General features: G+C 58.1%; 14 protein-coding genes. 11 read left to right on the top strand and 3 right to left on the bottom strand.

The genetic code is table 11. From position 1 onward, the window contains the following. Positions 1-31: 31 nt before the first annotated feature. The 3 genes from pldA to rhtC all read left to right on the top strand — a co-directional run bounded on the left by pldA (position 32) and on the right by rhtC (position 3,562). Entirely contained in the window at positions 32-901 is an 870-nt protein-coding gene (pldA, locus tag GRH90_RS16935; RefSeq protein WP_162367140.1) for a phospholipase A, read from the top strand. A gap of 71 nt (positions 902-972) precedes the next feature. Beyond that, positions 973-2,805: an ATP-dependent DNA helicase RecQ gene (recQ, locus tag GRH90_RS16940; protein WP_162367141.1), complete on the top strand. Its 1,833-nt coding sequence runs from the start codon at positions 973-975 to the stop codon at positions 2,803-2,805. 136 nt (positions 2,806-2,941) lie between these two features. Next, complete coding sequence (gene rhtC / locus GRH90_RS16945; RefSeq protein WP_162367142.1) at positions 2,942-3,562, top strand: threonine export protein RhtC; 621 nt, start codon at positions 2,942-2,944, stop codon at positions 3,560-3,562. Here rhtC and rhtB read toward each other — a convergent pair. After that, entirely contained in the window at positions 3,549-4,166 is a 618-nt protein-coding gene (gene rhtB / locus GRH90_RS16950) for a homoserine/homoserine lactone efflux protein (RefSeq protein ID WP_162367143.1), read from the bottom strand. The genes rhtC and rhtB overlap by 14 nt on opposite strands. Before the next feature lie 145 nt (positions 4,167-4,311). On the opposite strand from rhtB, the gene pldB reads away from it, so the two are divergent. The 3 genes from pldB (at position 4,312) to GRH90_RS16965 (ending at position 7,149) form a co-directional block, all read left to right on the top strand. After that, complete coding sequence (gene pldB / locus GRH90_RS16955; RefSeq protein ID WP_312857197.1) at positions 4,312-5,346, top strand: lysophospholipase L2; 1,035 nt, start codon at positions 4,312-4,314, stop codon at positions 5,344-5,346. A gap of 9 nt (positions 5,347-5,355) precedes the next feature. Further along, positions 5,356-6,153, top strand: a complete 798-nt coding sequence (yigL, locus tag GRH90_RS16960) for a sugar/pyridoxal phosphate phosphatase YigL (RefSeq protein ID WP_162367145.1) — start codon at positions 5,356-5,358, stop codon at positions 6,151-6,153. Between the two features lie 300 nt (positions 6,154-6,453). Next, positions 6,454-7,149, top strand: coding sequence for a pirin family protein (locus GRH90_RS16965; protein WP_162367146.1), 696 nt, complete (start codon positions 6,454-6,456; stop codon positions 7,147-7,149). 218 nt (positions 7,150-7,367) lie between these two features. On the opposite strand, the gene GRH90_RS16970 is transcribed toward GRH90_RS16965, so the two are convergent. Then, on the bottom strand, positions 7,368-8,267 hold the full coding sequence (locus GRH90_RS16970) for an AraC family transcriptional regulator (RefSeq protein ID WP_162367147.1): 900 nt from the start codon (positions 8,265-8,267) through the stop codon (positions 7,368-7,370). 100 nt (positions 8,268-8,367) lie between these two features. Here GRH90_RS16970 and GRH90_RS16975 point away from each other — a divergent pair, with 100 nt between their 5' ends. The 4 genes from GRH90_RS16975 (at position 8,368) to GRH90_RS16990 (ending at position 12,681) form a co-directional block, all read left to right on the top strand. Further along, on the top strand, positions 8,368-9,132 hold the full coding sequence (locus GRH90_RS16975) for an SDR family oxidoreductase (RefSeq protein ID WP_162367148.1): 765 nt from the start codon (positions 8,368-8,370) through the stop codon (positions 9,130-9,132). Between the two features lie 161 nt (positions 9,133-9,293). Further along, a complete protein-coding gene (gene gntR / locus GRH90_RS16980) occupies positions 9,294-10,289 on the top strand; it encodes a gluconate operon transcriptional repressor GntR (RefSeq protein WP_162367228.1) in 996 nt (331 codons plus the stop codon). A 285-nt stretch (positions 10,290-10,574) separates the two neighbouring features. Beyond that, positions 10,575-11,894 (top strand): gluconate transporter, encoded by a 1,320-nt coding sequence (gene gntT / locus GRH90_RS16985; protein WP_162367149.1) that lies wholly within the window; start codon positions 10,575-10,577, stop codon positions 11,892-11,894. 205 nt (positions 11,895-12,099) lie between these two features. Beyond that, positions 12,100-12,681, top strand: a complete 582-nt coding sequence (locus GRH90_RS16990) for a nuclear transport factor 2 family protein (RefSeq protein ID WP_218586259.1) — start codon at positions 12,100-12,102, stop codon at positions 12,679-12,681. Positions 12,682-12,771: 90 nt separating this feature from the next. Here GRH90_RS16990 and GRH90_RS16995 read toward each other — a convergent pair whose 3' ends face one another. Continuing rightward, positions 12,772-13,365, bottom strand: a complete 594-nt coding sequence (locus GRH90_RS16995) for a YhgN family NAAT transporter (protein ID WP_162367150.1) — start codon at positions 13,363-13,365, stop codon at positions 12,772-12,774. Between the two features lie 209 nt (positions 13,366-13,574). Here GRH90_RS16995 and asd point away from each other — a divergent pair, with 209 nt between their 5' ends. Further along, positions 13,575-14,678, top strand: coding sequence for an aspartate-semialdehyde dehydrogenase (gene asd / locus GRH90_RS17000; protein ID WP_162367151.1), 1,104 nt, complete (start codon positions 13,575-13,577; stop codon positions 14,676-14,678). Positions 14,679-15,052 lie beyond the last annotated feature (374 nt).

Consider the following 15,052-nt stretch of genomic DNA (forward strand, 5'->3'; position numbering starts at 1 on the left):
TCTTGGATTGCGCACTTTCGGAGAAAAATATATGCGTAAGCTTTTGGGAGCCGCGGTTCTCTTTTTAGGATCATCGACGTTCGTGAATGCGGAAGAAGCGACGGTGGTAAAAATCCACGATGCGCCGGCTGTCAAGGGTAGTATTATCGCTAATATGCTGCAGGAACACGACAACGCTTTTGTACTGTATCCGTATGAAAGCAACTTCGTGATGTATACCTACACCAGCGATATGAACAAAGAAGCCATCAAGTCTTACGACTGGGCCGAAAACGCCCGTCGCGACGAGCTCGACTTCCAGCTGAGCCTGGGTTTCCCGCTGTGGCGCGGTATTGCCGGGGATAATTCCGTGCTGGGCGCCTCCTATACGCAGCACTCGTTCTGGCAGATTTCCAATACCCAGGAATCGTCGCCGTTTCGTGAAACCAATTATGAGCCGCAGCTGTTCCTCGGCTGGGCGACGGATTATGATTTTGCGGGCTGGACCCTGCGCGACATCGAAGTCGGCGTTAATCATCAGTCCAACGGCAGGTCCGACCCGACCTCGCGCAGCTGGGATCGCGCCTACACCCGCCTGATGGCGCAAAACGGCAACTGGCAGGTGGAAGTGAAACCCTGGATGACGTTCGGCAATAACAATGACAACCCTGATATCACCAAATATTTGGGGTATTATCGGCTAAAGATCGGTTATGCCTGGGGTGAAAGCGTGTTCAGCGTTGAAAGCCGCTATAACTGGAACAGCGGATACGGCAGCGGCCAACTGGGGTGGAGCTATCCGATTTCCCGTCACGTGCGCTTCTATACGCAGGTGTTCAGTGGTTACGGCGAGTCGCTGATTGACTATAACCACCGGCAAACCCGCGTCGGGGCAGGCTTTATGCTCAACGACTTTATGTAAATCGACAGGTTTTATCACAGGCGTCGGAACGTCCGGCCCCTGAACGCAAAACGTAATAAGTTGGGGAAGATGTGTCAACGGTGGCAGTAATAGATCGGGAAGCGCTGGCGGAGCAGGTATTGCATGATACCTTCGGCTACCAGCAGTTCCGCCCGGGTCAGCAAGCGCTGATTAACGCCGTGATGAGCGGCAGGGATTGCCTGGCGGTCATGCCGACCGGCGGCGGCAAATCCTTGTGCTACCAGATCCCGGCGTTGGTGATGGCGGGGCTGACCGTCGTGGTGTCGCCCTTGATTTCCCTGATGAAGGATCAGGTGGATCAACTGCAGGCCTACGGCGTTGCCGCGGGGTGCCTGAATTCCACGCAAACCCGCGAGCAGCAGCACGAGGTGATGTCCGGCTGTCGTGAAGGCCGCATCAAGCTGCTCTACATCGCGCCGGAACGCCTGATGATGGACAATATGCTGGAGCAGCTGCTGCAATGGCACCCGGCGATGATCGCGGTGGACGAGGCGCACTGCATCTCGCAGTGGGGGCACGATTTCCGCCCGGAATACCGCACGCTCGGGCAAATCAAACGGCATTTTCCCGGCCTGCCGTTTATCGCCCTGACCGCCACGGCGGACGAAACCACCCGTCTGGATATTGTCCGCCTGCTGGACCTGCAGGACCCGCTGATCCAAATCAGCAGCTTCGATCGCCCCAATATCCGTTATACCCTGGTGGAAAAATATAAGCCCTTCGAGCAGCTCTGGCACTACGTGCAGGGGCAGCGCGGCAAGTGCGGCATCATCTACTGCAACAGCCGCTCCAAGGTGGAAGATGTCAGCGCGCGCCTGCAAAGCCGCGGGGTGAGCGCCGACGCCTATCATGCCGGGCTGAGCAACGACCGGCGCGGGCAGGTGCAGGAGGCGTTCCAGCGCGACGATCTGCAGGTGGTGGTGGCCACCGTGGCCTTCGGCATGGGCATCAACAAACCCAACGTGCGTTTTGTGCTGCACTTCGATATCCCGCGCAACATCGAGTCCTATTACCAGGAAACCGGTCGCGCCGGTCGCGACGGCCTGCCCGCCGAGGCCATTTTATTTTACGATCCGGCGGATATGGCCTGGCTGCGCCGCTGCCTGGAGGAAAAGGCCCCCGGCGAGCAGCAGGACATCGAGCGCCATAAGCTGAACGCCATGGGCGCGTTCGCCGAGGCGCAAACCTGCCGCCGCCTGGTGTTGCTGAATTATTTTGGCGAGGGTCGCCAACAGCCCTGCGGCAACTGCGATATTTGCCTCGATCCGCCTAAGCGCTATGACGGGCTGGAGGAAGCGCGCAAGGCGCTGTCTTGCATTTACCGGGTGGGCCAGCGCTTCGGCATGGGGTATATCGTCGAGGTATTGCGCGGCGCCAATAGCCAGCGCATTCGCGACTATGCCCACGATAAACTGCCGGTATACGGCATCGGCCGCGACCGCACCAATGAGCACTGGGTCAGCGTGCTGCGCCAGTTGATTCACCTGGGGCTGGTCAGCCAGAATATTACCCAGCATTCGGCGTTGCAGCTGACCGAGTCGGCGCGTCCGGTATTGCGCGGCGAGGTGCCGCTGATGCTGGCCGAGCCGCGTCTGCCCAACCTGAAGGCGCGCGGCACCGCGCCGAAAACCTACGGCGGCAATTATGACCGGCAACTGTTCGCCAAGCTGCGCAAGCTGCGCAAATCCCTGGCGGATGAGGCCAACGTGCCGCCTTATGTGGTATTTAATGATGCGACGCTGCTGGAAATGGCCGAGCAGCTGCCGGTGACCCCCGGCGATATGCTGCGGGTGAACGGCGTCGGCAATCGTAAACTGGATCGCTTCGGTATGCCGTTCCTTACCCTGATCCGCGAGCACCTGGTTGACGATGATGGGCTGTAGCGGCCATGGTGCGGACAGCGCCTATCCCGCTCCGGCGCTGCCACCGGGGTTAAGCATGAGGAACGGTGTTAACAAGGTGTTATCCAGCCGGTAAACCCGCCGCCGCGGCGGCAACTGTTATCAGGAGCGACCAGCGATGTTAGTCTTGTTTGCCACCGTGGCCATGGTGCATTTAATTGCCCTGATGAGCCCCGGTCCGGATTTTTTCTTTATTTCCCAGACCGCGGCCAGCCGTTCGCGCCGCGACGCCATGATGGGCATGCTGGGGATTACCCTGGGCGTGGCGGTGTGGGCCGCCGTGGCGCTGATGGGGTTGCACCTGCTGCTGCTGAAAATGAAGTGGCTGCACAGCATCATCACGGTCGGCGGTGGTTTGTACCTCTGCTGGCTGGGATGGCAGCTGCTGCGCGCCGCCCGGCATCCGTCCCCGCCGCCGGCGGGCGATACCCCGGCGGCGTCGACCCATACCGGACGCACCTTTGTGCGCGGCCTGTTGACCAACCTGGCCAATCCGAAGGCGGTCATCTACTTCGGCAGCGTGTTCTCGCTGTTTGTCGGCGACAACGTGGCCGCCGGCGCGCGTTGGGGACTCTTTATCATGATTATCGGCGAAACCCTGCTGTGGTTCAGCGTGGTGGCGGTGGTGTTTGCCCTGCCGGCCATGCGCCGCGGCTACCAGCGCTTGGCGCGCTGGATCGATGGGGTGGCGGGGGTGTTTTTTGCCGGTTTCGGCATCAACCTGATTATTTCGCGCTAGCCAGCAGCGCGCCGACCATGATAAACAGCGACCCAAAGGTGCGGTTCAGCCGCCGCATCTGGCGCGGCCCCTTCAGCCAGCGGGCCAGGCGGGTGGCCAGGGTCGCATAGCCAATCATCACGATAGTATCCACCGCCAGGGTGGTGACGCCCAGCACCAGGTATTGCGATGCCTGCGGGTACTGCGGCAGCACGAACTGCGGGAACAGCGCGGCCAGGAACACAATGCTTTTGGGATTGGTCAGGTTGACAAAAATAGCCCGCTTGAATAACCGGCGCCTGGGCAGCAGCGCGGCGCTTGAGGCGTCCAGGCTAAGGCTGCCGGCGGAGCGCCATTGCTGGATGCCAAGCCAGACCAGGTAAGCCACCCCCAGCCATTTCAGGATTTCAAACGCCAGCAGCGAATGGGCGAATAACGCCCCCAATCCAATACCCACCAGCACGATATGCGTGGCCAATCCCACCTGCAGGCCGGCAATGGACGCCACCGCGCCGCGATAACCGTGGCTGATGCCGGTGCTCATGGTGTTAATCGCCCCCGAACCGGGCGACAGGCTTAGTATGGTGGTTGTGAGCAGGTAGGTAAGCCACCAGTCGCAGGTCATTAATTGCGCTCCCTGAAATGTTGTTTTTATGTCACAATATGTCAATGCAGACAGAGTAGCCTTTTCCCCGTCAGGACGGCAACGAATTTCCAGCGCGCCGGACAGTAATGAATTGCCCCGTGTTTTGCCAGGAGTAGCGCAGGTGGTGTCGGTACATAAAAAAAGTTGGTTAACCCGCGAACAACAGTTCGCCGCCTTCTCCACCGGAGCGTTGTTGGATTTCTGGCACCAACGGGAAGAGGGCGAGTTCATCGGGGCGCAGGGCATGCCGATTCGTTTTGTCCGCCTGCGCTCGGCCCGGCACAACAAGGTGATCGTCATCAGCACCGGGCGCATTGAAAGCTACGTAAAATATCCCGAAGTGGCCTACGATCTGTTCCACTGCGGCTATGACGTGATGATCATCGATCACCGCGGCCAGGGGCGTTCCGGCCGCCTGCTGGAAGATACCCATCGGGGGCACGTACTGCAGTTCGGCGATTACGTCAGCGATTTTACCCAGTTCTGGCAGCAGTACGTGGTCCCCGGCCGTTATAAACGCCGTTTTGCCCTGGCGCACTCCATGGGCGGGGCGGTTTTGGCCCTGTTCCTGGCCGCCAAGCCGGATGCCTGCGACGCAGCGGTGCTCTGCGCGCCCATGTTCGGCATCCGCCTGCCGATGCCGCACTGGCTGGCCTGGCAAATCCTGGAATGGACCGAGCAGCGGCCGGCCATGCGTGATTATTACGCCATCGGCACCGGGCAATGGCGTCCCCTGCCGTTTATGCTCAATATGCTGACGCACAGCGGGCAACGTTACCGGCGCAGCCTGCGTTTTTACGCCGACGATCCGGAACTGCGGGTTGGCGGCCCGACCTATCATTGGGTCAGGGAAGGGGTGTTGGCAGGGCATGACGTGCTGGCCAAGGCCGCGGACATTACCACCCCGTTACTGTTGCTGCAGGCGGGGGAGGACCGGATTGTCGATAACCACAGCCATGAGCTTTTTTGCCAGATCATGGCCGCCGCCGGGCATCCGTGCGAGGCAAATAAACCCGTTAGGATCGAGGGTGCCAGGCATGAGATCCTGTTTGAAAAAGACACTCTGCGCGCCGAGGCGCTGGAAAGGATTACCGCGTTTTTTGGCCGTTATCACTCAATTTCCGGCGGTGTACAACCGCCGATAACACCAGAGGTTTAATTAAGGCTTATGTATCATGTCGTTGCTTCCGATCTTGACGGTACCCTGCTTGCGCCGGACCACACCCTCAAACCTTACACGAAGGAAACCTTGCAGCTGATGACCGCCAGGGGCATCAATTTTGTATTTGCCACCGGCCGTCATCATATCGATGTTTCCCAAATCCGCGATAATCTCGGTATCAGCGCGTATATGATTACCTCCAACGGCGCGCGGGTGCATAACCCGGCGGGCGAGCTGATTTTCGCCCATGACCTGGATGGGGATATTGCCGCCGATCTGTTCGGCCTGGTCCATGACGACCCGGAAATCCTGACCAACGTCTATCGTGGCGATGACTGGTATATGAACCGCAACAGATTGGATCAGCAAGACTTTTTTCGCGAATCCGAATTCAACTACCAGCTGTTCGAGCCGGGCACGCTGCCTGCCGACGGCATTTGCAAGGTTTACTACACCAGCGACAACCATGAACGGCTGGTGGCCCTGGAGGACTCGCTTAACGCGCGCTGGGGCTCCCGGGTCAACGTCTGCTTTTCACTGCCGGTATGCCTGGAAGTCATGGCCGGCGGCGTCTCCAAGGGACATGCGCTGGATCAGGTGTCGAAAACCCTGGGTTTCGCCTTGTCCGACTGCATTTCGTTTGGCGACGGCATGAACGATAAAGAGATGCTCACCATGGCCGGCAAGGGCTGCATCATGAAAAATTCGCACCAGCGCCTCAAGGATCTGCTGCCCGAGCTTGAAGTCATAGGCACTAACGGCGAAGAGGCGGTATCACGTCTCCTGCGCCAGATGTATCTTTAAAAAATACTTTACAAGTGCGAATGATAATGATTATTATCACCATGCAATCCGGTTATGGTTCGGATAGTGGCGATAACCGCGAAAGCACGACATTGCTCACATTGCTTCCAGTATTTCTTCGGCCGGCCCTGATGCCGGCTTTTTTTTAACCTTGATTTCCCTCCCTCCATCCAACCGGCAAAGCCACTGAATCATGGCGCTCTAAACATTCAGATTTTTTGAACAGAGCGATGAGATTTTTACCCTTTCATATTCCCAGCGCAGGTTTAGACTAGAAAAAAACGTTGAGGAGACTTGAACATGATTTTCTTAAGAGCAGCAAACGATCGCGGTCATGCTAACCATGGTTGGCTGGATAGCTGGCATACTTTTTCTTTTGCCGACTATTATGATGCCAAATTCATGGGCTTTTCCGCACTGAGGGTGATTAACGAAGACCACATCGCCGAAGGCAAGGGCTTCGGTACCCACCCCCATAAAGATATGGAAATCCTGACCTATGTGCTGGACGGTACGGTTGAGCATCAGGACAGCATGGGCAATAAAGAACAAATCCATGCCGGGGAGTTCCAGATCATGAGCGCCGGCACCGGGGTGCGTCATTCCGAATACAACGGCCGTGACGACAAGGCGCTGCATTTATATCAAATCTGGATTATCCCGCGGCAGACCGGCCTGGAACCGCGTTATGAACAGCGCCGTTTTGATGCGCCGCAGGGGCGGCAACTGGTGCTGTCGCCGGATGCGCGCGACGGATCGCTGAAGGTGTTCCAAGACATGACCCTGTCGCGCTGGGCGTTGGCCGGCGATCGGCAGGAAACGCTGGACGTGGCGCCGGGACGGCGTGTCTGGATCCAGGTAGTGCGCGGTGAGTTGGATATCAACGGACAACAGGTCGGCGCCAGCGATGCGCTTGCCGTTTGGGACGAAACCGCCTTAACCATCAAGACGGGGCGGGACAGCGAAATCCTGGTATTCGACCTGCCGCCGGTATAATACAACAGGGTGTTGCGGGCGTGGTGGGCAAGATCGTAAAGACGCCGTAAATACTTCCGTCCTTGCCGCTATAGCGCTTGGGCCCGCAAGCGTGTTGGTCCCAAGCGGCTCCTTGCCCGGCACATCCGTCCCAAGCTTATGTGCAGGTTTGTCAAAAGCCTGAAGCCGCGCCCGGCGATGAGCGCGGTTTTTTGCGTTTTGGCGACGCTATTTCACTATTACAGCGCCTCCCGCGCGTACTGCGTCGGCGGCAGTCCGACATGGCGGGTGAATGCAACGCTGAACGCGCTCGCGGAGCTGTAGCCGACGCGTTGCGCAACCTCGGCAACGCCGTATTTCTCGTGCCGCAGCAGGTTCTTCGCCAAGGCCATGCGCCAGGCGAGCAGGTACTCCATAGGCGTCATGCCCACCGCGCGGTTGAATCGCTCGAAAAACGCCGAGCGGGAGAGGGCCGCCTCCTTAGCCAACTGGGCAACCTTCCAGGGCCGGGTCGGGCTTTCGTGCATGCGGCGTATCGCGATCGCGAGGCGTTCATCGGCCAGCCCGCGCAGCAGGCCCGGCGACGCCGCGGTTCCCGCCGTGGATCGCAGGGCTTCGATGAGAAGAACCTCAAGGAGGCGCGCCAGGATGACATCACGCGCGGGCCGCAGCGCGCGGTATTCTTCCCCCACCATTTGCACCAGGGTGGCCAGCCTATTCTCGCCGCGAACATACACTAGCTGCGGTAGGAACGAAACCAGCAGGGCCGCGTCCGGCGAGCCGAAGACGCATTCGCCCCCAAGCATTTGAATGTCGGCCGGCCCGCTTTGCACGCCGAGCCTGTATTCGCCATGGGGCAGCGCGACGGGAGCGTTATCGGGGGCCTCCGGCGCTACCGGTTCAACGCTGGACATCGTGAAGCCATATGCCGTGGCGATTAGGATAAAGTCGCCCCCCCGCAGGATAATCGGCTCATGTCCGTCGATCGCCAGGCGGCACGAACCGTCGAGGATTACGCAGTAGAACGTCTGCCCGGATCTGTTATGGCGAACCCGCCAGGGACCTGCCCCGCTGACGACTTTCGAGAACGGGGCGCCGGGCTGGAGCAACGTGACCACTTCTGCCAGCGGATCGATCATGGCCGTACTCCCGCGAATGAAATATGGACTTACAATTATAGCAAGTCCGGATGGGGCAATCTATCATGTCGATATCGCCAACCACTCGCAGGAGCTTACAATGAAAACCGTTATGATTACCGGATGCTCGTCCGGTTTCGGCCTCGAAACCGCGCAATACTTCCTCGATCGCGGCTGGAATGTTATCGCCACGATGCGTACGCCGCGCGGGGACATTCTGCCACATTCCCCGCGTCTGCGCGTGCTGGCCCTTGATGTTACCGATCCGGACAGCATCCGTAGGGCGGTGGACGACGCGGGGCCGATCGACGTCCTGGTCAACAACGCGGGCATTGGCCTGCTCAGCGCCTTTGAAGGCACTCCGATGGCAATGGTCCGCGAAGTCTTCGAAACCAACACCTTCGGCACCATGGCGGTGATCCAGGCGGTGCTGCCTCAATTCAGGCAACGCCGGGCCGGGGCAATCGTAAACGTCACATCGACGGTGACATTGACGTCGTTTACCCTGCTTTCCGTCTATACCGCGAGCAAGGCGGCAGTGAACGCATTTACGCAGTGTCTGGCGCTGGAACTCCGGCAATTCAACATTCGGGTAAACCTGGTGCTTCCCGGTCGGGCGCCGGATACGCGCTTCGGTGAAAACGCACAGCCCCGGTTGCAGGGCGGGTTCCCGGATGCCTACGCCGACCTTGGGCAGAGTGTCTTCGACGAATGGGCACAGTCGTCGTCCCCGATCACCCGGCCGCTGGACGTGGCGGAGGCGGTATGGCGCGCGGCAAACGACCCCTCGTGCCCGTTTCACATCCCCGCCGGCGCTGACGCCGTGGCGCTGGCCGAGTCATTGGACCCTGGGCTAACCCCCTAGCCCGGCTGCGGCTGCTCCTGATATAGCCACATCACTCACATAATAAATGGGGCCTTGGCCCTATTTTTTTGCCCACGCTCACCCTCTCCTGATAAACATACTCGCCACGTCTTTTTTTTGCTAAACTGCGCCCATTCCAGGTGGGAGCAGTCATGGCGCAAATCAAGAAAAAAAGACCGGGACTTCAGGATGTTGCCGATAAAGTCGGCGTCACTAAAATGACGGTCAGCCGCTATTTGCGCAATCCGGCGCTGGTATCCGAGGCGTTGCAGTTTAAAATCGCCCAATCCCTGGATGAGCTGGGGTATATTCCCAACCGGGCGCCGGATATCCTCTCCAACTCCACCAGCCGGGCCATCGGCGTGCTGCTGCCCTCCCTGACCAACCAGGTGTTCGCCGAAGTGCTGCGCGGCATCGAAACGGTCACCGACGCCCACGGCTACCAGACCATGCTGGCCCACTACGGCTACCAGCCCGAAACCGAAGAGCTGCGCCTGACCTCGCTGCTTTCATATAATATCGACGGGCTGATTTTAGCCGAACGCTCCCATACCCCGCGCACCCTGAAGATGATTGAAGTGGCCGGTATCCCGGTGGTCGAGATCATGGACAGCGTTTCACCCTGTCTGGATATCGCGGTGGGGTTTGATAATTTCGAGGCGGCGCGGCAAATGACCCTGTATATCATCTCGCGCGGGCATCGCAACGTGGTGTATTTCGGCGCGCGCCTGGATGAGCGTACCATTATCAAACAGCGCGGTTATGAACAGGCCATGAAAGAGCAGGGGCTGCCGGCCCACAGCGTCATGATTGTCGAATCATCCACCTACTCGACCGGCGCGGAGCTGTTTCGCCAGGCCCGGCGCGAGTTTCCCGCCATGGACAGCATTATCTGCACCAACGATGACCTGGCCATCGGCGCGGTGTTTGAATGCCAGCGCCAGGGGCTGCGCATCCCCGAGGATATGGCCATCGCCGGTTTCCACGGCCACGATGTCGGCCAGGCGATGCTGCCCAGGCTTGCCAGCGTGCTCACCCCCCGCGAGGAGATGGGACGCCTGAGCGCCGAGAAACTCTTGGCCCGCCTGCGTGGCGAGACGGTCGATCCGCCGATCACGGACGTCGGTTTTACGCTATTACCCGGCGACAGCATCTAAATCTTTCCTTTTTCTGCTTTTTCCCGCGCCGATGGGTTCATCGTAGCGTCATCTGACATACCCATAATTATGATCCACCTCCCAAAACGTTAATTTAGTGCCGCCAGTGGATTCCTTAATAAGATGTTACCGGTATCATGATACCGGTAACATCTTGATACGCACTATGCTCTAACGGTTGGTCGGGAGATATCCCTAACTTGCGCATCACTGACCCGAATGCATAACTACTCGAAGGCAAGGACATTCAAACCCTTGCCGGGAAAAGGCCATTGAGGATTTTTTATGCCGCTCTTTATCGTTGCCATCGGCGTGGCGTTGCTGCTATTGCTCATGATTCGTTTCAAACTGAATGGTTTTATAGCCCTTATCCTGGTGGCGCTGATTGTCGGCGTGCTTGAGGGAATGCCGGTAAGCAAAGTACTGGTATCCATCAAGTCCGGCGTCGGCGGTACCTTAGGCAGCCTGGCGTTGATTATCGGTTTTGGCGCCATGCTGGGTAAGCTGCTGGCGGACTGTGGCGGCGCACAGCGTATCGCCACTACGCTTATCGATAAGTTCGGCAAGCAGAATATCCAATGGGCGGTAGTCGTTACGGGCTTTACCGTGGGGTTTGCCCTGTTTTACGAAATCGGCTTCGTGCTGATGCTGCCGCTGGTGTTCAGCCTGGCCGCAACGGCGCGTATTCCGCTGCTGTATGTCGGCGTGCCGATGGCGGCCGCGCTTTCGGTCACCCATGGCTTCCTGCCGCCGCATCCGGGACCGACCGCCATTGCCACGATTTTCCATGCGGATATGGGCAAGACCCTGCTGTATGGCGCCATACTGGCGGTGCCCACGGTGATCCTGGCGGGTCCGGTATATAGCCGGTTCCTGAAAGGCATCGACAAGCCGGTGCCGGAAGGTCTGTACAATCCGAAAATCTTTACCGAACAGGAAATGCCGACCTTCGCGGTCAGCGTCTGGACCGCGCTGGTGCCCGTCGTGCTGATGGCGCTGCGCGCCGTGGCCGAGATGGCATTGCCCGCCGGACATGTGATCCTGCCCTACGCCGAATTTTTTGGCGATCCGATCATGGCAACCCTGATTTCGGTGCTGATTGCCATCTTCACCTTCGGCATTAACCGCGGCCGCAGCGTGCAGCAGGTGATGGACACCATCAGCGACTCCATCAAGATTATTGCCATGATCCTGCTGATCATCGGCGGGGGCGGGGCATTTAAACAGGTTCTGGTGGACAGCGGCGTGGGTAACTACATTGCCTCGCTGATGGAAGGCAGCTCCATTTCGCCGTTGCTGCTGGCCTGGTCAATCGCCGCCGTACTGCGTATCGCCCTCGGCTCCGCCACGGTTGCGGCCATCACCGCCGGCGGCATCGCCGCGCCGCTGATTGCCACCACCGGCGCCAGTCCCGAGCTGATGGTTATTGCCGTCGGCGCCGGCAGCGTGATTTTCTCCCACGTGAACGATCCGGGTTTCTGGCTGTTCAAGGAGTATTTTAACCTGACCATCATGGAAACCATCAAATCCTGGTCGGTGCTGGAAACCATTATTTCGGTCTGCGGCCTGATCGGTTGCCTGCTGATGAACATGGCGATTTCATAACCTGCCCGATGCCCGCAATCCTCATCCCGGCCTGATGGCCGGGATTTTTTTTAGCGGGACTCATTTAACCGTGTGGCGCGGGCGGATTACGCCATGCGCGCAGTTCGAGCGGATCGAGGAAAAAAAGGCGATTGCCCGCCACGCGTCTTATCATAAATTCGATAAAAGTCCGTACCCTCAGCGGCATTGCATTCCGATGGCCGTAATGCATATAGATTCCCTCATGCTCGGCTACATGTTCCACCAGCAGCGGAACCAGCCTGCCGCAGCGGATAATGGTTTCCTTGCTCCGGTTCTCAGCGATTTTCTTGCCCTGGCGTTCGGGCTTGGCCTGGGTTTTATGATACCGGCGCACAGCGCCGTGGCCCGGGCAGATACCCGTGAGGCGCAAAACAAGGCGCCGATCGCCGCCGGGTTCGACGACTGGAAAAACGGCACCGGCAGCCCTGATGATCACCTCGCCGATAACGCCACCTGGACCATAGCGGGTAATTCCCTGGCATCAAGAACCTATCACGGCCGCGAGGATTTCCTGGCGAATGTGATCCGGCCTTTCAACGCCCGCATGTCGGGGCGGCTGATTCCTGACGTCCGGCATATCTATGCCGACGGCGATACCGTCATTGTGCATTTCGATGCCGCCGGGACGGCGCGGGACCACAAACCCTACCGTAACAGCTATGCGTGGTTTTTTACGGTGCGAGGCAAGCGAATGGTCGACGCCACCGCCTTTTATGACAGCACCGCGTCCAACGATTTCTGGCGGCGCATGCGGCCGGACGCGTAAGTCGGGCGGCGGCCGGCGCGGTCATCAGGCCGCGCCGCCATCACTTCATGGCGGTAAATAGATGTCGTCTCATTAACGGCGTTGCCCCGATCAACCACGAAGATAGGATCGCACCCCATCCAGGAACATCTGGGTGGACAGCATCACCAACAGCAACCCCATCAGGCGTTCCAGCGCGTTGACTCCCTTGTCGCCCAGCAGCCGGATAAACAGCGACGATTGCATCAGGATAAACACCGACATCCCCCAGGCTATCAGCAATGCCAGCACCAGATGATTAATCTGGTGCGGATACTGGTGGGACAGCAGCATCAGGGTGGCCAAAATCGACGGCCCGGCCACCAGCGGAATGGCCAGCGGCACCAGGAAGGGTTCTTCACCGGCCGGCAGTCCGCTGCTGCTGCCCTCCTGGGAAGGGAAAATCATTTTAATGGCAATCAGGAACATGATGATGCCGCCGGAGATCGACACGGTTTCCGAACGCAGGTTAAGAAAAGAGAGGATTTTTTCACCGGCAAACAAAAATAACAGCATCAGCAATAACGCAATCAACAGCTCGCGGATCACGATCGCCCGCCGCCGTTTCGGTTCGAGATGTTTTAACACCGACATAAAAATCGGCAGGTTGCCCAGCGGATCCATTATTAAAAACAGCAATACGGTTGCCGAAATCATTTCAGTCATTATCGCCTCTTTTTATTCAGTTTTTTATCCCTGATTTTCGCGCGCAGGGTGATTATTAGCACAACTGCTGAAAAAGTTTTCCTTATCGATTAATTTCGCTTGCAGCTATTCGGCCACATTTTGTAAGGTGGTCATTGTATAGCCTGCAAGCTTATGCTGCGGCTTACGCCAGAATATCCTTTGTCACCCTCCAAGGCAGGACAGTTAACATGAAAAACGTTGGTTTTATTGGCTGGCGCGGTATGGTCGGTTCGGTGCTCATGCAACGCATGAACGAAGAACGCGATTTTGACGCCATCCGTCCGGTATTCTTCTCAACCTCCCAGCATGGCCAGGCCGCGCCCGTATTCGGCGGGCAGCAAGGGACGTTGCAGGATGCCTTTGATCTGGACGCGCTTAGCGCCCTGGATATTATCGTCACCTGCCAGGGCGGCGATTATACCAACGAAATCTATCCGAAGCTGAAGGAAATCGGCTGGCAGGGATATTGGATCGACGCGGCATCCTCGCTGCGCATGCGGGACGACGCCATCATCGTCCTTGACCCGGTGAACCAGGCGGTAATCCAGCAGGGCCTGAACGACGGCGTCAAAACCTTTGTCGGCGGCAACTGCACCGTCAGCCTGATGCTGATGTCGCTGGGCGGGCTGTTCGCCCACGATCTGGTCGACTGGGTGTCGGTGGCGACCTATCAGGCCGCGTCTGGCGGCGGGGCGCGCCATATGCGTGAGCTGCTGGTGCAAATGGGCCAGCTGCATAATGAAGTGGCTAAAGAGCTGCAGGATCCGGCCTCGGCCATTTTGGATATCGAACGTAAAGTAACGGCGCTGACCCGCAGCGGCGCCCTGCCTACGGATAACTTCGGCGTGCCGCTGGCCGGCAGCCTGATCCCCTGGATCGACAAACAGCTGGACAACGGCCAGAGCCGTGAAGAATGGAAAGGCCAGGCCGAAACCAACAAAATACTCAATACCCGCCAGGTTATCCCGGTTGACGGCCTGTGCGTGCGGGTCGGCGCGCTGCGTTGCCATAGCCAGGCGTTTACCATCAAGCTCAAGCGTAACGTCGGCCTGCCGGAAATCGAACAGATGCTGGCTACCCATAACGATTGGGTCAATGTGGTGCCCAACGATCGCGAACTGTCGATGCGGGAACTGACGCCGGCCGCCGTGACGGGGACCCTAAAAACGCCGGTCGGACGGCTGCGCAAACTGAACATGGGGCCGGAATATCTTTCCGCGTTTACCGTGGGCGATCAATTGTTATGGGGTGCGGCGGAACCATTGCGGCGTATGCTGCGCTTACTGGCCTGATTCGACGCTTCTGACAAACCAGCCCGTCCGTCATCGGCGGATGGGCTTTGATTACCCTCGCTAATTCCCCGCTTTAACGCACTTTAAATTAAATAAGCTAAATAATTTCACTTTTTTAACCTTTATGTAAAGTCGCTTTTTTCATATTGCGATGATTAATATAAGAATCTTTTTTTCAAACCCAAAATTTATCAACGGTTTATTAGAAAATAAAAATTTTATCACCGGGGTTATTCTTTCTTCTAAACCTTTGTCTATGCTTATTATTGTGAGATCTATGATTGCGAACAAGATGTAATCAATGCTTGCGGGATCTCTGCACAGCTTCTTTCTACCCGCGCCGGTTCCTCCGGCGAGGGGGACGTGCATTAGGG

The sequence above is a fragment of the Acerihabitans arboris genome (genome assembly GCF_010131535.1).
Taxonomy (GTDB): domain Bacteria; phylum Pseudomonadota; class Gammaproteobacteria; order Enterobacterales; family Enterobacteriaceae; genus Acerihabitans; species Acerihabitans arboris.